The organism is Chryseobacterium scophthalmum, from assembly GCF_900143185.1.
Taxonomy (GTDB): Bacteria; Bacteroidota; Bacteroidia; order Flavobacteriales; family Weeksellaceae; genus Chryseobacterium; species Chryseobacterium scophthalmum.
This window is the reverse complement of record NZ_FSRQ01000002.1, coordinates 321336-340763: the sequence shown is the minus strand read 5'-3', so window position 1 is coordinate 340763 and position 19428 is coordinate 321336. Positions and strand designations below refer to the sequence as shown.

General features: G+C 31.6%; 15 protein-coding genes. 12 read left to right on the top strand and 3 right to left on the bottom strand.

Features of this window, described 5'->3' with window-relative positions:
- Positions 1-2: 2 nt before the first annotated feature.
- Together rsmI and BUR17_RS11735 are read right to left on the bottom strand one after the other, a co-directional pair.
- A complete protein-coding gene (rsmI, locus tag BUR17_RS11740; protein WP_074230564.1) occupies positions 3-680 on the bottom strand; it encodes a 16S rRNA (cytidine(1402)-2'-O)-methyltransferase in 678 nt (225 codons plus the stop codon).
- Between the two features lie 2 nt (positions 681-682).
- A complete protein-coding gene (locus BUR17_RS11735; RefSeq protein WP_074230563.1) occupies positions 683-2110 on the bottom strand; it encodes a ring-infected erythrocyte surface antigen domain-containing protein in 1428 nt (475 codons plus the stop codon).
- Positions 2111-2170: 60 nt separating this feature from the next.
- Between BUR17_RS11735 and BUR17_RS11730 the strand changes: the two genes are divergently transcribed.
- The 8 genes from BUR17_RS11730 to BUR17_RS11695 all read left to right on the top strand — a co-directional run bounded on the left by BUR17_RS11730 (position 2171) and on the right by BUR17_RS11695 (position 11436).
- On the top strand, positions 2171-2761 hold the full coding sequence (locus BUR17_RS11730) for a thymidine kinase (RefSeq protein ID WP_074230562.1): 591 nt from the start codon (positions 2171-2173) through the stop codon (positions 2759-2761).
- A gap of 54 nt (positions 2762-2815) precedes the next feature.
- On the top strand, positions 2816-3136 hold the full coding sequence (locus BUR17_RS11725; RefSeq protein ID WP_074230561.1) for a hypothetical protein: 321 nt from the start codon (positions 2816-2818) through the stop codon (positions 3134-3136).
- The gene (locus BUR17_RS11720; RefSeq protein WP_074230560.1) at positions 3117-3419 is read left to right on the top strand and encodes a type II toxin-antitoxin system RelE/ParE family toxin; all 303 of its coding nucleotides are present in this window, start codon (positions 3117-3119) and stop codon (positions 3417-3419) included. The genes BUR17_RS11725 and BUR17_RS11720 overlap by 20 nt, the downstream gene beginning before the upstream one ends.
- A gap of 6 nt (positions 3420-3425) precedes the next feature.
- Entirely contained in the window at positions 3426-5873 is a 2448-nt protein-coding gene (locus tag BUR17_RS11715; protein WP_074230559.1) for a bifunctional UDP-N-acetylmuramoyl-tripeptide:D-alanyl-D-alanine ligase/alanine racemase, read from the top strand.
- Positions 5874-5875: 2 nt separating this feature from the next.
- Positions 5876-8032 (top strand): patatin-like phospholipase family protein, encoded by a 2157-nt coding sequence (locus BUR17_RS11710; RefSeq protein ID WP_074230558.1) that lies wholly within the window; start codon positions 5876-5878, stop codon positions 8030-8032.
- A 5-nt stretch (positions 8033-8037) separates the two neighbouring features.
- On the top strand, positions 8038-8445 hold the full coding sequence (gene ybeY, locus BUR17_RS11705) for an rRNA maturation RNase YbeY (RefSeq protein ID WP_074230557.1): 408 nt from the start codon (positions 8038-8040) through the stop codon (positions 8443-8445).
- Positions 8446-8638: 193 nt separating this feature from the next.
- Positions 8639-10501 carry a tRNA uridine-5-carboxymethylaminomethyl(34) synthesis enzyme MnmG gene (mnmG, locus tag BUR17_RS11700; protein WP_074230556.1) on the top strand — a complete coding sequence of 621 codons (1863 nt, stop codon included), beginning with the start codon at positions 8639-8641 and terminating at the stop codon, positions 10499-10501.
- A 113-nt stretch (positions 10502-10614) separates the two neighbouring features.
- Entirely contained in the window at positions 10615-11436 is an 822-nt protein-coding gene (locus BUR17_RS11695) for a class I SAM-dependent methyltransferase (RefSeq protein WP_074230555.1), read from the top strand.
- 778 nt (positions 11437-12214) lie between these two features.
- On the opposite strand, the gene BUR17_RS11690 is transcribed toward BUR17_RS11695, so the two are convergent.
- Entirely contained in the window at positions 12215-13405 is a 1191-nt protein-coding gene (locus tag BUR17_RS11690; RefSeq protein WP_074231192.1) for a phosphoglycerate kinase, read from the bottom strand.
- 615 nt (positions 13406-14020) lie between these two features.
- On the opposite strand from BUR17_RS11690, the gene BUR17_RS11685 reads away from it, so the two are divergent.
- From BUR17_RS11685 to rnr, 4 genes are all read left to right on the top strand, one after another.
- Positions 14021-15592: a DUF4139 domain-containing protein gene (locus tag BUR17_RS11685; RefSeq protein ID WP_143747578.1), complete on the top strand. Its 1572-nt coding sequence runs from the start codon at positions 14021-14023 to the stop codon at positions 15590-15592.
- A 27-nt stretch (positions 15593-15619) separates the two neighbouring features.
- Entirely contained in the window at positions 15620-16054 is a 435-nt protein-coding gene (gene rpiB, locus BUR17_RS11680; RefSeq protein ID WP_074230553.1) for a ribose 5-phosphate isomerase B, read from the top strand.
- A 237-nt stretch (positions 16055-16291) separates the two neighbouring features.
- Positions 16292-17098, top strand: coding sequence for a hypothetical protein (locus BUR17_RS11675; RefSeq protein WP_143747577.1), 807 nt, complete (start codon positions 16292-16294; stop codon positions 17096-17098).
- 153 nt (positions 17099-17251) lie between these two features.
- Entirely contained in the window at positions 17252-19402 is a 2151-nt protein-coding gene (gene rnr, locus BUR17_RS11670; RefSeq protein ID WP_074230551.1) for a ribonuclease R, read from the top strand.
- Positions 19403-19428 lie beyond the last annotated feature (26 nt).

Below are 19428 nucleotides of genomic sequence, written 5' to 3'. Positions count from 1 at the left end.
AATTACTTTAAAGAATTATTAACGATTAAAACAATTTCACCTTTTAAAGTTTTACTTTTAGAGAATTCAATTAATTCATTGATCGTTCCTCTCTTAGTTTCTTCAAATTTTTTCGAAATTTCACGGCTTAAACTTGCTCTCGTCTCTTCACCGAAAAATTCTTTTATCTGTTCTAAAGTTGTATTGATTTTATGTGGACTTTCGTACAAAACGATTGTCTTTTTTTCTTCTGCAAGCTGTTTAAGCTTCGTTTGACGACCTTTTTTCTGAGGAAGAAAACCTGCAAAAAGAAACTCATTATTTGGCAAACCTGAAACCACCAAAGCCGGAATCAAAGCAGTTGCACCGGGAAGGCAAATCATTTCAATATTGTGATCTGACCCAGCTTTCGCCAGTAAATAACCCGGATCTGAAATTCCCGGAGTTCCCGCATCGGTAATAATGGCAATATTCTGACCGTTTTTAAGGTCTGCAATCACTTTTTCAGTGGCTTGATGCTCATTGTGAAGATGATAAGATTTCAAAGGTTTTGAAATTTCATAATGCTTCAATAAAATTCCCGAAGTTCGGGTATCTTCACACAAAATATAATCTACTTCTTTCAGCGTATTAATCGCTCTGAAAGTCATGTCTTCAAGATTTCCGACCGGTGTCGGAACAAAATATAAAATACCGCTCAAAATTATAAAAATTTATTTTCTACCAATACCCAAAGTCTTTGGGCATATTCATCTACTTTTTCCCAATTTTTATCATAATACAGCTCGCTGAGATATTCTTTTGCCTCTTCGATGTTTTTGCATCTGTTAAGCTCAGAAATTGAATCATTCAGATCAGTCTGGCTTCCGTTAAAAAGTACCTTTGTAAAAGCAATCCTGTCATTCAGATCAAGTCTGAATTCTGGTCTTGGCTTTTCGGCTTCCATAAATTGAGTCGGAATATTTGTTTTTATTAAACTTCCGATATCTTCTTTTACAACCGGAATTTCAACTTTTTCATGCAGAGTTTCTCTTTCCAAAGGATCGTCATCAAATAAGGTTTGAATATTTTTTAAACCTCTTATGTTGGCGAGCTTTATTTTCTTTTCATGGTGATAAGCATCCAGATTTTCAAAACTTTCGTCTGATTTTGGAATTTCTGCTGTTATTTCAGGTTGTGGTTTATCTATTTCAACAATTTTTCCTCTCCCTGAATCTTCTGTTTTAAGCTCAGCTTCTTCTTCAGGAGTTTCAAAATCTTTTTTAATTTCATTTAAAATAGATTCTACATTTGAACTTTCTGAGATAATTTCATCATTTTCATGATTAAATGTTGAAACATATTCATTCTCAGTTTCTTCAATTAAAATTTCATCTTCATCAAATTCATTCTCAAAAATATCCAGAATAATTTGAGTTTCAGCAGATGCATTTTCATAGATTTGATTTTCTTCTTCAATAATTTCATTTAACTGATCATTGAAAGTAACCTCTTCTTCAGTTGCCTCTTCATTAAAAATTTCTTCACTAAAATCATCATCACTTTCCGGCTGAGAATCTTCCAAAATTCTTTCTTCATCTACAAAACTCAAAACTCGATCAGGATTTTCCGATGATTCATCTTCGTCAATTTCATTTAACTGATTATTAAAAACCGCTTCTTCTTCAAGATGATCAGAAATTTCGTCTGATACAAAATTTATATCAGCTTCAGGCTCATTTTCTTCAACAAAATTGACAATATTTTCATGGAAATCACTTTCAATAATTTCATTCAGCTGATTATTAAAAATGGCTTCTTCTTCCTCAACTTCAATTTTATTTTCGTTTTCAGAAAAAGATTCGTTTCCAATTTCGTTCAGTTCGTTATTAAAAATCGCTTCCTCTTCTGTTACCAAATAATTAGAAACCAAAGATTCACCTTTCTGATAATCAGTAAAATTTGAATTTTGCTGTTGGTAATCGCCCAGATTTTTATCCAACAATTTTAAAAAAGCAATTTTTTCCACGAGATCATTTAAGAGATCTTGTTTCGAAATCAGTTCGTCAACGTTGTTTATTCCACCCAAAATATCAATGATATTCCTGGATTCAAAAAAAATCTTATCCTTTAAATCTTGAATGTTCTGCATCGTAGATTCTTATTAAAATTGCTTACTTTTGATCTTAAAATATTACGGCTAATTTAACAAATGTTTTTAGAAAATACAATTAATCATTCCAAACAAAGCGGTTGGATGGAAGTTATTTGTGGCTCAATGTTTTCCGGAAAAACCGAAGAGTTGATCCGAAGGCTGAGAAGAGCTGAAATGGCGGGGCAGAATGTGGAAATTTTTAAACCTAAAACCGATACGAGATATTCTGATGAAGATGTCGTTTCGCACAACAAAAACAAGATTCGCAGTACCGCGGTAGAAAATCCTAACGAAATTATTTTGTTGGGGTCAAATTGTGATGTTGTCGGAATTGATGAAGCACAGTTTTTTGACGAGAGTATTGTAGAAATTGCCAATCAGTTGGCCAACAGCGGAATTCGGGTAGTAATTGCAGGTTTGGATATGGATTTTCTGGGACGACCTTTCGGACCGATGCCTTATTTGATGGCAACTGCCGAATACGTTACAAAAGTACACGCCATCTGTAGAAGAACAGGAAATTTAGCCAATTATTCGATGAGAACTTCTGAAGGAAAAAACTTGGTAGAACTCGGAGAAACAGAATCTTACGATGCTGTAAGCCGAAGAGTTTTTGTAGATGAAGTTTTAAACAAAAAAGAAGTTTAATATCAAATTTATTTTTAATTTTGTTTAAATTTTAATAGTAAAAACTATCAAAAAATGATATTAGAAATTAAAAATTATATAAAAATAAGTAATTCTATTGATGAGATTCTGAGAAACTCTCCTTTCAAAATAAAATACATTATTGAAAAGACAGGAATTTCTGAGCCCACATTTTTTAGAAAAATGAAGGAGAAAAAATTTTTACCTGAAGAATTGCTGAAAATTGCTGAGATTATTGAACCTGAAAATTCTTTTTTGCAATCTTTAAAAGAGGCAGAAAGAGAATTGGATGAAGGAAAATATTATTCTCACAGTGATGTAATGAAAATTTCTGAAGAACGTTTTTTAAAGAAATATGGAAATAAGATGGTCTAATTTTGCTCTTCAAGATCTCGAGCAAATTGAAGATTATATAGGAAATCGTTTTACCTACAAAGAGTATCAGAAATTCATAGAGATTCTTAACCGGAAAATTGAATTGATTGTAGACAGAAAAGTAATCTTTCAAAAATTAGAACAATCTTCTGATTACAATAAACTTCTGATTACTGAACAGACCACGCTTATTTACAAATTAGAAACTAAATACCTCAAAATACTAAGGTTATATAACAATTATCAAAACGAAGATAAAAAATTTGTGATTGATGATCTTTAAAATGAAATGAATTATACAATAAGCCAAATCGCAGACATCACCAATGCAAAAATTATTGGTAACGAAAATCTGATTATCAAAAACATTGCTTTTGATAGCAGAATTATTTATTCAACTAAAAATACTGCGTTCATTGCCATTAATACTTCTAAAAATTCTGGCGAAAAATTTATTGAATCTGCCATCGACAGAGGAATCAATGTCATTATTTCTGAGCATCACTATTCTCAGTTTGAAAATATAACCTGGATTATTGTAGAAAATTCTGTAGAATTTCTTCAAAAATTAGCCAAATTTCATTTCAAAAATTCTCACATAAAATCAATAGGAATTACGGGGAGTAACGGAAAAACTATTTTAAAAGAATGGTTGTATCAATGTCTCTGGAATGAGTTTCCAACGGTGAAAAGCCCAAAAAGTTTTAATTCACAAATCGGACTTCCTCTTTCTTTGCTTCAAATAAATGATACCCATCAACTGGGAATTTTTGAAGTCGGAATTTCTAAACCTTATGAAATGGAAAAGCTGGAAAATATCTTCCAGCCACAAATTGGTTTATTAACCCATATCGGAACTGCTCATCTTGCTAATTTCAAGTCTGAAGAAGATTTGATCGATGAAAAAATACAGCTTTTCAAAGATTCTGAAGTGATTATTTACAATGGCGATAATACTCTGGTTGATAAAAAATTAAATGATTTATATTCAAGTAAAAAATTAATTTCTTACGGACTTACAGATTCTAATCAGGTTTACTTTAAAAATAATATTTCAAAAGACGAGAAGTTTGTTGTACACTATTTTGGTGAAGAAATATCCTTCCCTGTTCATCAAAGAGATGAAGCGACTTTAACGAATGTTTTAGCACTGATTACAGTCTTGAAAGAGTTAGGTATAGAAAATCAAAATATCATCGAAAAAATCAACGCTTTAAAGGCTGTCGAAATGAGACTTGAAGCGATTGAAGGACAAAAAAACAACATCGTCATTAATGATTCTTTTAACCTTGATTTAGATTCTCTTAAAACTGCTCTTCAGTTTTTAAATGAATACAAAAAACCAAAGAAATCATTAGTGTTAACTGATATTGTTGGTGTTAATTCTAATTCAAAAGAACTGTATGAAGAAGTTTCGGAATTGGTTAATGAACAAAAATTTGATTCTGTTTTCTTAATCGGTGATGAAATATCAAAATTTAGTGATTTATTTAAAGCTAAAACCCATACTTTTATTAATACTCAGGAATTAATTGACAGTAAACATCTTACAGAAATAGAAAATCAAATTATTTTACTTAAAGGAGCTAGAAAATTTGAAATTGAGAAAGTAAAAGATTTATTAGAGCTTAGAAAGCATGATACTGTTTTAGAAATCAATTTAAATGCACTTTTGCACAACATTAATTATCATAAAACCTTGTTGAAACCAACCACAAAAATGATGGCAATGGTAAAAGCAAATGCTTACGGATTAGGAAGTTATGAGATTTCAGAATTTTTACAGCACCATCATATTGATTATTTAGGAGTTGCTTTCGTTGACGAAGGTGTTGAGCTTAGAAAAAAAGGAATTACCGTTCCTATTGTTGTCATGAATCCTGAACAACATAGTTATGACACGGTGATTCAGTATAATTTAGAGCCAGAAATTTATAGTTTTCGTGTTTTAGAATTATTTTATGAAGCCATTCAAAAATCAGGATACGACAAAAATTATCCTATTCACATCAAGCTTGAGACAGGGATGCATCGTCTTGGTTTTAAAGATTTTGAATTGGATCAATTAAGCCAGATTTTAAATAAAACCAATCTAAAAGTTCAAAGTATTTTTAGCCATCTTTCGTCTTCAGATATGCCGACCGAGAAAGAATTTACTTTAAGGCAGCTTGAAACTTTTGAGAAAAATTCAAACTATTTAATTGAAAAATTAGGCTACACTCCTATCCGACATATCTTAAATTCTTCAGGAATTACAAGCTATACCAATCATCAGTATGACATGGTGAGAATTGGTATAGGAATGCTTGGAGAATCACCAAATAGTGAAATACAAAAACAGTTACAATCAGTAGTAAGTTTTAAAACTGTAATTTCACAAATTTCTTTAGTAGAAAATGGGGAATCTGTAGGATACAGCAGAAGATTTAAACCCAATCAAGCTACAAAAATTGCCACAATTCCTGTAGGTTATGCAGATGGAATTCCAAGACTCATTGGAAACCAAATAGGAAATGTGGGCGTCAATAAAACTTTAGCGCCAATTGTTGGAAGCATTTGTATGGATATGATGATGATTAATGTTGATCATATTCCCAATGTAAAAGAAGGCGATACGGTGACTGTTTTCAATGCAAAACCAAGCTTAAAAGAATTCGCAGAATACTGCAAAACCATAACTTATGAAGTATTAACCTCCATTTCACCTCGTGTAAAACGGATTTATGTAAAAGACTAACTATGAGAAAACTCCTCACTTTGCTGTTTGTATTTCAGCTACTTTTGATACAGTCTCAGGTAAAGAAAGATTTGGTGATTCCTAAAAATCCAAAAATCGGACTTTCACTTGCAGGTGGCGGAGCTAAAGGTTTTTCTCACGTAGGAGTTCTCAAAGTACTCGATTCTTTAGGCGTAAAAGTCGATTATATTTCGGGCACAAGTATGGGCGCGATTGTAGGAGGTTTGTACGCTTCAGGATATTCTGGAAAGGAAATTGAAAAAATTGTGATGGATACTGATTTCTATTCATTAATCAGAGATCCAAAATCAAGAAAAGAAAGTTCATTTTTCAATAAATCTGTTGACAAATATCTTTTTTCAATTCCTTTAAAAAACGGAAAAATAACTCTTCCCTCTTCAATCAGTTCGGGGCAGAAGAATGTTTATCTTCTAAAAGAATTATTTAAAAATGTTTCGAACGTTAATGATTTTTCAAAACTTCCTATTCCATTTTTGTGCGTTGCCACTAATTTAGAAAGTGGAAATATGCAGATTTTTGAAAGCGGAGATTTAGTACAGTCTATTATGGCAAGTTCTGCATTTCCATCTTTAATGGATCCTGTGAAAATTGGCGACAGTATTTATATCGATGGTGCAATGACCGTAAATTATCCTTCAAAACCTTTAAAAGATAAAGGAATTGATATTGTGATTGGCGTAGATTTAAATCAGGATTTATCTAAAAGAGAAGATTTAAATAATATTATTTCAATTCTCAATCAGGTCATCGATTTCGGCATTCAGAAAGATACTAGAAGACAGTATAAACATACCGATATCAATATCAAACCTAATCTTACCGGAATGACCGCTACAAGCTACGATGACAAGAAAAAAATTCTCGATAGCGGATATGTTGAAGGTTTAAAATATACTGCAATACTGGATCAGTTACCAAAACGTGAATTCGACCGTCTCAGACAGGCTGTAAATCCAATATATTCTAATGTATATAAGATTGACAGTATTTCGATAGAAGGTGGAAAAATTTACGGGAAAAACTACGTTCTTGGGAAAATGGGGCTTCGTCTTCCCTCTTTGCAAACTTATGGCAGCATCAACAAAGGTTTAGACAAATTGGTTGCCACCAATAATTACCGTTTTATTAATTATGATATCGTTACAGAAAATAATTTTAATTATCTCAAATTATATGTAACCGAAGACGAAGCAAGACATTTTCTGAAAGTTGGACTTCATTATGATGAAATTTTCAAAACAGGGCTTCTTTTAAATTATTCAGCCAAAAGACTTTTATTTAAAAATTCAAACCTTTCTTTAGACGTAGTTGTAGGAGATAAACCCAGATATTACTTAAACTATTTTATAGATAACGGATATATTCCCGGATTTGGTATTTATTCTTCAGGAATGAGTTTCGATTTAAAAAATAATTTGAATATTAATGCAGATAAATGGGAATGGTTGCGCAACGAAGCTTATATACAGTCTGTTTGGAGAGATAAATTCGCAATAGGAACAGGAATTAGCCATGACTATTTTGAAGCCGAAATAAACGGTTTAAATAAGCGATACAACCGTTTCCTCAATCCTTATGTATTTCTAAAGAGCGATACTCAAAACGACCGCGATTTTCCTACAAAAGGGTTCTACCTTAATGCCGAAGGAAAGGTAATCGACTTAATGAAATCTGAAGTTGAAAAAAGATTAATTCAGGTGAAAGCCGATGTGAGAGTTAATCTTCCAATTACAAAACAGCTTAGTTATCACCTGAATCTTTATGGCGGAATTACCATCGGCGAAAATTTACCAGAATATTATCAGTACAGATTGGGAGGAATATTTGAGCAGAATATTGTCAACTTCAAAAACTTTTCAGGGTTTTATTTTGCACAGCTCAACTCCAATAATGTGGTTTTAATTTCAAATGATCTTCAGTTTAAGTTTTATAAGAATTTATTTTTGAGCGGAAACTTTTCTTTCGCCAATCTTTCAGACGATATAAGCTTTGAAGATGCTGTGAAAGTTAATTATAGCTCTGTAGGTGCTACTCTAGGCTATAAATCTCCGTTTGGACAAATAAAACTGAATTTCAGTCATTCACTAAAAAATAATCAAAAAGGCATATTCAGTGTAATTTTAGGACACTGGTTTTAAAAAAAATGATACAATTCTTTTACGAAAATTTACCCGAATCGGTAAATACAGAATACACAATTTGGTTGAAAGATATCATTCTTTCAGAAGGTAAAAAGTTGGGAGAAATCAATTATATATTTTGCGATGACGAATATTTATTGAAGGTAAACCAGGATTATTTACAGCACGATTACTATACAGACATCATTACTTTCGACTATGTGAAAGGCAAAACAATAAGCGGAGAGATTTTCGTATCTTTGCAGCGCATTTCAGACAACGCTTCTACCCTATCCAAAAATTATGAAGAAGAACTCAGAAGAGTCTTGGCTCATGGCATTCTTCATCTTTGCGGGTACAAAGATAAAACTGAAGAAGAAGAACAGTTAATGCGCAATAAAGAAGATTTCTATATCGCAAAGTATAATTAAATCTTTTTAGAGCTTATTCCCGCTCTCCGCACTCGCTATTTTCTTTAAAAAAGAAAATGAGCTCAAACAAATGCTACGATCGGGGCTAAAACAATCACACAACAAGCCATTATAGCTTGTAAATTTAAATAATGTTTCACGTGAAACATTTTGATAAAAAATAAAATTTAAGGCTTAAAACAAGCAATAAAAAATGATTTCAGAAATATATGATGTAATCGTAGTAGGTGCAGGTCACGCAGGTTGTGAAGCTGCTGCTGCTGCTGCCAATTTAGGTTCAAAAACTTTATTGGTTACAATGAATATGCAGACCATTGGACAAATGAGCTGCAACCCGGCAATGGGTGGAATTGCCAAAGGACAAATCGTAAGAGAAATCGATGCGATGGGAGGATATTCAGGAATTATTGCAGACAAATCTGCAATTCAATTCAAGATGCTTAATCTTTCAAAAGGTCCTGCAATGTGGTCTCCAAGAACACAGAATGACAGAATGCTTTTCGCTGAAGAGTGGCGTTTAGCGTTAGAAAACACCCCAAATCTTGATTTTTTTCAGGATATGGTAAAAAGCTTAATTATCGAGAATAACAAAGCAGTAGGTGTTATAACTTCATTGGGAATTGAAATCAGATCAAAATCTGTTGTTCTCACAAATGGAACTTTCCTTAATGGATTAATTCACGTAGGAGACAAACAATTAGGAGGAGGAAGAATGGGTGAACCAAGAGCTTTTGGTATTACAGAACAATTAGTTTCTTTAGGTTTTGAAGCCGGAAGAATGAAGACAGGTACTCCACCAAGAGTAGATGGAAGAAGCCTTGATTATTCTAAAATGGAAGAACAAAAAGGAGATCAAAATCCTCAAAAATTCAGCTATTTAGATACTCCGAAGTTAACCAAACAATTAAGCTGTCACATCGTTTATACTAACGAAGCAGTACATGATATTTTACGTGAAGGTTTCGATAGAAGCCCAATGTTCAACGGTACAATTCAAAGTTTAGGTCCAAGATATTGCCCAAGTATTGAAGATAAAATCAATCGTTTTGCAGAAAGAAACAGACATCAACTATTTGTAGAACCAGAAGGTTGGAAGACTGTAGAAATCTATGTAAACGGTTTTAGTTCGTCTCTTCCCGAAGATGTACAGATTAAAGCGATGAGACATATCCCCGGATTTGAAAATGTAAAAGTATTCAGACCAGGCTATGCTATTGAATATGACTACTTCCCCCCTACTCAGTTAAAGCATACTTTAGAAACAAAATTAGTAGATAATTTATATTTTGCAGGTCAAATCAACGGTACAACCGGTTATGAAGAAGCAGCTGGACAAGGTTTGATGGCGGGTATCAATGCACACAATAAAGTTCACGAAAAGGATGAGTTTATCCTTAACAGAGATGAAGCTTATATTGGAGTTTTAATTGACGACTTAATTACAAAAGGTACTGAGGAACCATACAGAATGTTCACTTCAAGAGCTGAATACAGGCTTCTTTTAAGACAGGATAATGCAGATATCAGACTAACTGAAAAAGCATATCAATTAGGTTTAGCAAAAGAGGAAAGACTAAAAAGAGTTGAAGAGAAAATAGCTAAAAGCCAGGAACTTGAAGCCTTTTTACGAGAAACTTCTTTAAAGCCAGGAATCATTAATCCTATTCTTGAAAGTATGGAAAGTAATCCTGTAGATCAAGCTTACAGAGCTTCTCAATTCCTTACAAGACCTAATATTACATTAGAAAAATTGGAAGAAATTGATGCAATAAAAGAAGTTTCTTCTCAATATAGTGATGAAGTTAGAGAGCAGGCTGAAGTAAATATTAAGTATAAAGGCTATATTGAAAAGGAAAAAGAAAATGTTGCAAAGCTTAATCGCCTAGAAAATGTAAAGATTCCTGAAGATTTTGATTATTTAAAAATCTCAAGCTTATCTGCAGAAGCAAAACAAAAAATGAATAATGTAAGACCAAAAACGGTAGCTCAAGCTGGAAGAATAAGTGGCGTTTCACCGGCAGATATCAATGTTTTACTTATCTATTTAGGACGTTAAACACAAAATGTTTCACGTGAAACATTTATAAAATAAAAGCGAAAATTAAGGTATTTATGAGCTTATTCTAAACTCTGAATATCTTAATTTTTAATTTAAAAGAAACAAGCTAAATGAAAATAAAAGATCATTTTCTTTCACAGGAAATATTTGAAATTAAAGAAACAGAAACAAAAGGAGTTTTTAAAACCTCCCCTATTCCATCGAATATTTCTAAATATTATGAAAGCGAAGATTATATCTCTCATCATCAGGATTCGGGAAGTTTAAAAGAAAAATTGTACAAATTTTTACAGTCTTTTAATTTACAGTATAAAAAAACAATTCTTTTAGACAGAATAAAGAAAGGCTCAAGAGTATTAGATTATGGATGTGGAGCCGGAGAATTTGTAAAATATATAGAAAATGACTTTGAAGTTTTCGGTTTTGAACCAAATGCAGATGCAAGAAAAGCTGTACAAAATAAAATTTCAAAAGCTACCATTTTAGATAATATCAATACTATTGAAGACTATAGTTTAGATGCAATTACACTTTGGCATGTTTTCGAGCACGTGGAAAATCAAGATGAGATGCTTGAAATTTTCAATAAAAAATTAAAAGAAAAAGGCTTACTAATTATTGCTGTTCCCAACCCTACTTCTTACGATGCAAAACATTACAAAGAATATTGGGCAGCTTATGATGTGCCGAGACACATTTATCATTTCTCAAAAAATGGAATGGAAAATCTTATTTCTAAAAAACCAAATTGGAAAATGAGAAAAATAAAGCCGTTAGTATTAGATTCGTATTACATCTCAATGTTGAGCGAAAAATACAAAAAATCTCCCCTATTTTGGCTTAAAGCAGTCATCAACGGAACGATTTCTAACATAAAAGCCCTTTTTTCTAACGAATTTTCAAGTTTGATATACATTATCGAAAAAAAATAGAAAATTGATTTTTAAGCCGTTTATGAAGGTCAATTTTCCCTATTTTCACTAAAAAAATAAAAACTCGAGACACAATCTCGAGTTTTTTTATTTCATTCACTACTCCCCTACTCTAAATTTTAAATCCATATTTTCTTTAAAAACTAAAATTTAAAAAATTAAAGATTTTAATTCTAAAAATATTAGCAAAATGTTAGTAAGTGATACAATTAATAAAAAGAGAAAATATATTTAAACTTAAATTAACTGCCTGAGAATCTCGCAGATTTTTTTTAGTTAGTAATTATACAGGATAGCAGAAATAGAATAGCACAAATCGAAAAAATAAAACTTGAATAATTTTGAATTTTATCACATAAAAGGTTTAAATCAATTTTCAAGAATCTAGCTTTAATTCTTAATTCAAATAAAGCCTCTGAGAATGCCACAGAAATTTTTTAATGAATAATAACTCAGTACATGAGAAAGAAAAAAGCATAAATTGAAAAAAGTAAAATTCAAATAATTTTATATTTTAAAAGTTTTTGAAAAGATTATCTAAATTTGAAAATAGAACATAGACGAAAGTTCAAACAAACCCTCTGAGAATCGCATAGAATTTTTTTATTGATAACAATACAGTTTATTAGATACAAAAAAACTTAAAATTTTAAAAAAATAAAATTCTTTATTCAAAGTAATTGTCAAAAAATAAGGAAATACGAGGGAAATCAAAAAATTTAAATAGAAAAAGAAAAAGTCTGCTATAAATAGCAGACTTTCAATATATTTTTAAAGTTTAGTTGTTTATGGCAGCAACTCCCGGAAGTTCAAGACCTTCTAAACTTTCAAGCATTGCTCCACCTCCTGTAGATACATAGCTTACTTTATCAGCATAACCAAACTGCTTTACAAAGGCCACACTGTCCCCTCCTCCAACAAGAGAAAAAGCTCCCAATTTCGTAGCTTCAGCGATGCTTTCACCAAGAGCTATTGTTCCTGCAGCAAAATTAGACATTTCAAAAACCCCAATTGGCCCGTTCCAAAGAATAGTTCTGGAATTTAACAATACATCATTAAACTGATCTCTAGATTTTGCACCAGCGTCCAATCCCATCCATCCTTCAGGAATTTCGTAAATATCAACTTCTTTTCTTTCAGCATCATTATTAAAGCTTTCAGCAATAATCGTATCTGAAGGAAGATATACTTTTACATTATGTTGTTTAGCCTTTCCTAAAATTTCTAATGCCAAAGGTAATTTATCTTCTTCAACCAAAGAAGTACCAATTTTTCCACCAAGCGCTTTAATAAATGTGAAAGCCATACCTCCACCAATGATTAAATTGTCTACTGCAGGCAAAATATTTTCTATAATGGTAATTTTAGTTGAAACTTTTGAACCACCAAGTATAGCAGTTACTGGTTTTTCTCCACTTTTTAAAACTTTATCAATAGCTTTTAGTTCATTAGCCATCAATAAACCGAAGAATTTAGTTGAATTAAAGAATTTAGCGATCACGGCAGTAGAAGCATGAGCTCTATGTGCTGTACCAAAAGCATCATTTACATAAGCATCGCCTAGCTTAGAAAGTTGCTCAGCAAAACCTTCATCACCTTTTTCTTCTTCATTATGAAAACGTAAGTTCTCTAACAATAAAATTTCACCAGGTTGAAGATCAGAAGCAGCTTTTTCTGCTTTCTCTCCTACAGACTCTTCTACAAATTTTACTTTTTGTCCCAAAACTGCAGAAACCTCTTCTAAAATATTTTTTAGAGAAAACTCGTTTTTTATTTCTCCTTTGGGTCTACCAAGATGAGTCATCAAAATTACAGAACCTCCATCTTTAAGAATTTTTTCAACAGTTGGTTTAACCGCAACAATTCTTGTATTGTCTGTAACTTTTAGTTGATCATCCTGAGGAACATTAAAATCTACTCTTACCAGAGCTTTCTTATCTTTAAAATTGAAATCGTTGATTGTTTTCATACTTAAATCTATATTTTTTGTGCTGTGAAATTGTTTCATCAAATTAAAATTTCAAATTTTCAAAGCTCAGAAGCATTTCACAAATAATTTTGAATTTTAGTTTCACAAATGTATGATTTTAAAGTCTCGCAAAAAATTGAATCTTTTAAAAGTTTTCAAAAAATTCCCCACAAAGCTTTACCCACCAATCAACACTATCATCTTTTTTTTTAAAAGAAAGAATGAATACTGTTGTTGAGTGTTGTGAGTTTCGGGGATAACTTTAACGATAAAACTTGATAACATCTATTTTATACGTAACTCATATTTAATTCACATTTTAAAATGCTGAAAATCTGTTTTTTCAATCACTTACTAACAATTATGGATAACTTTTCCACTATTCTGATTATGAATAACTGATTTATGGAAAAACTAAGGAATACTCTGAAAAAAGTTTTTAAAAATTTTTACTCAAATATTAGGAAGTAATTTCTATTACAACTTTTTCAGAAGAAAAAAAATATTATTTTTAACAAACTTTTCCACAGTTATTAACAATGATCTTAACAATTTGTGAGTAACTAACTAACAATTTATGAGAATTGGGAAAAAGTGAAAATAAAAATTAAAAATATGCTGAAAATCAATTTATTGTCTTTTGTATTAATCGTTTTTAATTGTTTCGGGCAAGAAAACTATACTACAACCTCCTCAAAAATTAAAGAAGTTAAAATTTATTCAAATGGCGGAATTATCAAACATTCTTTCTCAGCTGATGTAGCGCAAGGAAAAAATTTCATCATCATCAAAGAGTTTGGAAGAAACAGTGGAATGGATATTTCATCTTTTAAACCAGACAAAAAGATTAACCTTTTACGTTACGAAACATATAACAGCAACTACGCAGAAAAACTTGGTAAAAATAAAAACATTGGTCCTATAAATGACAGCATTGAGTTTTATAAAAATGCTAACAAAAAGATTGAACAGGAGCTGACTCTGACTAGAAATTCAATAGGAATTATTCAGAAAAATCAGACATTGGGGAATCCTTCTTCTGCAGAAATTTTAAAAATGATAGAGTTTAATCAGACGACTCTTAAAAATTTATACAAAGAGGAAACTGATTTTCAGGCGAAGATTGCAAAAAATCAATCAAGAATTTCGGTTTTGGAGAATAAAAGATATGCATCGTCCAAAGATGATGAAACATTTTACAATAATATTATTATTCTTCAAATTACGAGTGATAAAAGACAAACGGTTAATTTTGAAGTGAATCAGCAAATTCAAAATGCGAATTGGCGACCCTACTATGTGATAAAATCTAATGGTATAAAATCTCCACTTAAGATTTCTTACAAAGCAAAAATTCAGCAAAATACAGGTTTGGAATTTAAAAATATCCCTGTAAAACTAATCAACGGAAGTTTTAGTTCAGAAGATAAACCTTATGAATTGGACCGCTGGTTCCTGAGAACTGAACGAGATTATTATGTTTCCAATCAGGCATTTCAAAGACCGAAGAGTAATGAGAAAACTTCAAATGTAGCTGAATATGCAGTATTGGGAGACTCTAGATCAAGAATTTCTCAAAGAACGATGAAAACAGAAATTTCTTTAGATAAAAATGTAGTGCTTCCTTCAGATGTTGAAGTAACGGAGGATTTGAATGACTTTGAAGTAACTACTAATTATAAATATTTTACAACACCAAAACTAGAAAGCAAAACTTTCCTTCTGGCTTCTATAAAAGATTATTCACAATATAATTTCCTGCCTGGAAGTGCAGATATTTTCATGGAAGATGTACAAATTGGGACAGCAAATATTGATACGAATCAATTGACGAGTGAAATGCTGATCAGTCTTGGAAGTGATCCGAATATTCTTACCAAAAGAGAGTTGGTAAAAAGAGAAACTAAAAATTTAGGTGAAAAAGAAAAGTTTGAAAATTACCTCTACGAAATCACTATTAAAAATAATAAAGATACCTCTGTGAAACTTGAAGTGAAAGATCAGATTCCGCTTTCAGTCGCAGAAAATATAAAAATAGAAGCTGTTAATCCGGATAATGCAGACTATGACAAAAGCTCAGGTTTCCTGATTTGGAATTTTGAGATAAAACCTAATGAAACTAAGAAGATTAAATTCGGATTTAACGTAACTTTGCCAAAAGATTTAATGACTGCAGATATAAGATAAAAGTAAAAATAAATTTAAAAGTAAAAAATGAAAAGAAAAATTGCTATTGCAGCAGATCATGCAGGTTTTGAATATAAAGAATATTTGAAACAGCAGTTACAAGACGAATTTGAAATTCAGGATTTTGGAACTCATTCTCTTGAAAGTGTAGATTACCCTGATTTTGTACATCCAGCAGCTTCTTCTGTTGAAAATGGAGACAATGAATTAGGAATTTTAGTTTGTGGAAGTGGACAAGGCGTACAGCTTTCTGCTAATAAACACCAAGGAATTCGTTGCGCACTTTCGTGGATGCCGGAAATTGCGGCTTTATCTAAACAACACAATAATGCCAATATGGTTGCATTACCTGCAAGATTCGTGGCTAAAGAATATGCTTTGGAAATTGTAAAAACTTTTTTGAATACAGAATTTGAAGGAGGAAGACACCAAAACAGAGTAGACAAAATTGCATTCTGCTAAATTGATAAAGGCTTGTAAATCAAATTACAAGCCTTATTTATTTTTTATTTTATATATTTGCACTGTCCAACAGAAATTACCAAGCTGTTGATTCCTAACGAAATTTCAGATTCTTTAATAAAGACTTTCAGAAAATTTTCTCTCTCCTTCTCCATATTTGTTTTAAATTTAACTAAAACTTTCATCGTAAATATTCCAAATGGAAATTGATAGGTTTTGATTAAAGAAATTTAACTTTTGAATAAATTTATATTTTCATTTTTCTTGTTATTAAGTTTTCTGTGTCTTCAAGCACAGGAAAAAGATTCTGTAAATAATGATAAAATTGAAGATGTTGTAATTTCAGGACTAAGAAAAGTAGATTGTCAAAAAATCTATGATGAAGAAAAAGCACTTTATGAAAAGCAGTCTGAAGAACTTCAGAAACTTAATTTTGAAACACTATTTGATGAGCTTTTAAAACTGAAAGAATTTCAGAAAATAAAATCTGATGAAAGAAAAATAGTAATACTTAATCCTGATTACAATACAATAATATCTTCTTGCGGGAATGATTTTTTTTTTAAATGCAAACATTATGAAAAGTATATTAACAAAGATGTTTTCGAAAAGGTATGGAATAAAAATAGCTATTTAAAAATTCTAAATTTCTTTGATAATAAAATAATTGTTCCTTTGATTGAATTCCCATTTTGGTCTTTTGAACAAAATATGAAGGATGAAAATAATTATCTTAAAACACGAAATATTGAGCCTTTTTACAAAGGAATTTACAGAGATTTAAATAATAAAAAGAAAGAATTTTATTATTCATCTCATAAAAAAACAAATGAGAGCTTAGAAATTAGCCTTGACAAGAATAAAATAATTGCACAGAATTATCTTCAACTTGATATGAAAATATTTCCTGTCGTAAGTGACAATTCGGGCGTTTATAGCGTTACAATCATTTTAGGAAATGAAGAAAAAGAACTCAGCAAAAGATATTTGCTTTATCAATACAAAGATGGAAAATGGAATTTTTTAGAAGAAAAAACTAAATAATCTATTACTAAACAAAAAAAGGATAGTAATCCAAAAAATGATGATGATTAATTTAAAAAAACGTCATCAAGAAATTAAATAAAACTTAGAAATAAAACAAAATATTTCCGATTACAAGCTAAAGGAAATATCTTTATACAATCAAATTAAAAAATGGCAAAAAAGAAAAAATATATAAGTCAGAAAAATGATCATAAATTAATGGAAATCGGAAGGTTGATCATGAGATTTATGAATCAAAACCAAACTAAAGTATACAATTACAAACAAATCTCAGACGGAATAGATCATAAAAATCCGAGACAGCGTGAGATGGTGATTCAGGCTTTGCACAAGCTATTGTCAAGCCAAAGAATCAAAGAAACCGACAAAGGAAAATACAGCATCAATCTTAATATTGAAGGTACTTTAACCGGAATTATCGATTTTAACCAAAGCGGAAATGCTTATGTAGCGGTTGAAAACTTAAAAGATGATATTTTTATTCACTCAAAAAATGTGAAAGACGCTTTACAGGGCGATAAAGTTTTAATTGTTACCTACAATTTTAAAGGTAAAAAACTTGAAGGTTCTGTTTTAGAAGTTCTCGAAAGAAAAAGATCAGAATTCGTGGGGACTTTCCAATTGGTTCCTCATAAAGAATTTGGGTTTGTAGTTTGTGATAAAAAGACAATTAATACCGATATTTTTATTCCAAAAGGAAAAATAAACGGTGCTGAAAATGGCAATAAAGTCGTTGTAAAAATGACAGAATGGAAACCCGGAGATAAAAATCCTGAAGGAGAAATTTTACAGGTTTTAGGAAACCCGGGAGATCACGAAACAGAGATCCACTCTATTCTTGCAGAATACGGTTTACCGTACGAATTCCCTGAAGAAGTGGAGAGAGATGCCGATAAAATAGACCGCAGAATCACTGATGAAGAAGCTGCAAAACGTTGGGATATGCGTGATGTTTTAACATTTACGATTGACCCGAAAGATGCAAAAGATTTTGATGATGCATTGTCGATGCGCAAATTAGAAAATGGAAACTGGGAAGTCGGAGTTCATATTGCAGACGTTTCTCATTACGTGGTTCCGGGAACTATTTTGGATGATGAAGCGTACGAAAGAGCAACTTCTGTCTATTTGGTAGACCGCGTTGTGCCAATGCTTCCGGAAGTTTTGAGTAATGATGTTTGTTCGCTTCGTCCGAATGAAGATAAATATACTTTTTCTGCTGTTTTTGAGTTGAATGACAATGCAGAAATTCAGAAACAATGGTTTGGAAGAACGGTCATTCATTCAGACAGAAGATTCACTTATGAGGAAGCTCAGGAAAGAATAGAAACCAAAGAAGGCGATTTGCAGGAAGAAATCAATGTTTTAGACAGATTAGCTAAAATTATGCGTGCAGGTCGTATCAAAAACGGTGCGATTACTTTCGACAGAAGTGAGGTTAGATTCAATTTAGATGAAAATAATCAGCCGATTGGAGTTTACTTTAAAATCAGTAAAGATTCTAATCACCTGATAGAAGAATTTATGTTGTTGGCGAATAAAAAAGTTTCGGAATTTGTTTCGTTGAAAAGCGGAAGACCCAATGAAAACACATTTATTTACAGAATTCACGACGATCCGGATCCTGCAAAACTTGAAGCTTTAAGAGATTTCGTTTCTACTTTTGGATACAAAATGGATCTTGCCAATACCAAAAAAGTGGCAGAATCTTTAAATACTTTGTTGAAAGATGTAAAAGGAAAAGGCGAAGAAAATATGATCGAAACTTTGGCGATGCGAAGCATGAGTAAAGCCGTTTATTCTACAGATCCTATCGGTCACTACGGTTTAGGATTCGATTATTATTCGCACTTCACCTCTCCTATCCGTCGTTATCCGGATTTGCTTGCACATAGATTGTTGCAGCATTATTTGGATGGAGGAAAATCTCCCGACAGAAATGAATTGGAAGAAAAAGCAAAACACTGTAGCGCAATGGAACGTTTGGCAGCCGATGCAGAAAGAGATTCTATCAAATTTATGCAGGTGAAATTCATGGAAAAACATTTGGGAGAAACTTTCACAGGGGTAATTTCCGGAGTTGCAGAATTTGGTTTCTGGGTAGAAATTCCTGAAAACGGCGCGGAAGGTTTAATCAAACTTCGCGATTTGATGGATGATTCTTACACATATGATAAAGCAACACATGCTGTTTACGGATCTCGTACAGGAAACAGATATCAATTGGGAGATCATGTTCAGATTAAAGTGGTAAAAGCCAATTTAATTCAGAAACAGCTCGATTTTAAGATTGTTGATTAAGATTTTAAAAATAAATACAGAAGACT

What these genes read in the sequence shown, in the direction of transcription:
- BUR17_RS11695 (WP_074230555.1), top strand. Translation starts at nt 10,615, where the DNA reads ATGAAAATAAAAGATCATTTTCTTTCACAGGAAATATTTGAAATTAAA.
- ybeY (WP_074230557.1), top strand. Translation starts at nt 8,038, where the DNA reads ATGATACAATTCTTTTACGAAAATTTACCCGAATCGGTAAATACAGAA.
- BUR17_RS11720 (WP_074230560.1), top strand. Translation starts at nt 3,117, where the DNA reads ATGGAAATAAGATGGTCTAATTTTGCTCTTCAAGATCTCGAGCAAATT.
- BUR17_RS11725 (WP_074230561.1), top strand. Translation starts at nt 2,816, where the DNA reads ATGATATTAGAAATTAAAAATTATATAAAAATAAGTAATTCTATTGAT.
- mnmG (WP_074230556.1), top strand. Translation starts at nt 8,639, where the DNA reads ATGATTTCAGAAATATATGATGTAATCGTAGTAGGTGCAGGTCACGCA.
- BUR17_RS11685 (WP_143747578.1), top strand. Translation starts at nt 14,021, where the DNA reads ATGCTGAAAATCAATTTATTGTCTTTTGTATTAATCGTTTTTAATTGT.
- BUR17_RS11715 (WP_074230559.1), top strand. Translation starts at nt 3,426, where the DNA reads ATGAATTATACAATAAGCCAAATCGCAGACATCACCAATGCAAAAATT.
- rpiB (WP_074230553.1), top strand. Translation starts at nt 15,620, where the DNA reads ATGAAAAGAAAAATTGCTATTGCAGCAGATCATGCAGGTTTTGAATAT.
- BUR17_RS11735 (WP_074230563.1), bottom strand. Translation starts at nt 2,110, where the DNA reads ATGCAGAACATTCAAGATTTAAAGGATAAGATTTTTTTTGAATCCAGG.
- BUR17_RS11710 (WP_074230558.1), top strand. Translation starts at nt 5,876, where the DNA reads ATGAGAAAACTCCTCACTTTGCTGTTTGTATTTCAGCTACTTTTGATA.
- rnr (WP_074230551.1), top strand. Translation starts at nt 17,252, where the DNA reads ATGGCAAAAAAGAAAAAATATATAAGTCAGAAAAATGATCATAAATTA.
- BUR17_RS11730 (WP_074230562.1), top strand. Translation starts at nt 2,171, where the DNA reads ATGTTTTTAGAAAATACAATTAATCATTCCAAACAAAGCGGTTGGATG.
- BUR17_RS11690 (WP_074231192.1), bottom strand. Translation starts at nt 13,405, where the DNA reads ATGAAAACAATCAACGATTTCAATTTTAAAGATAAGAAAGCTCTGGTA.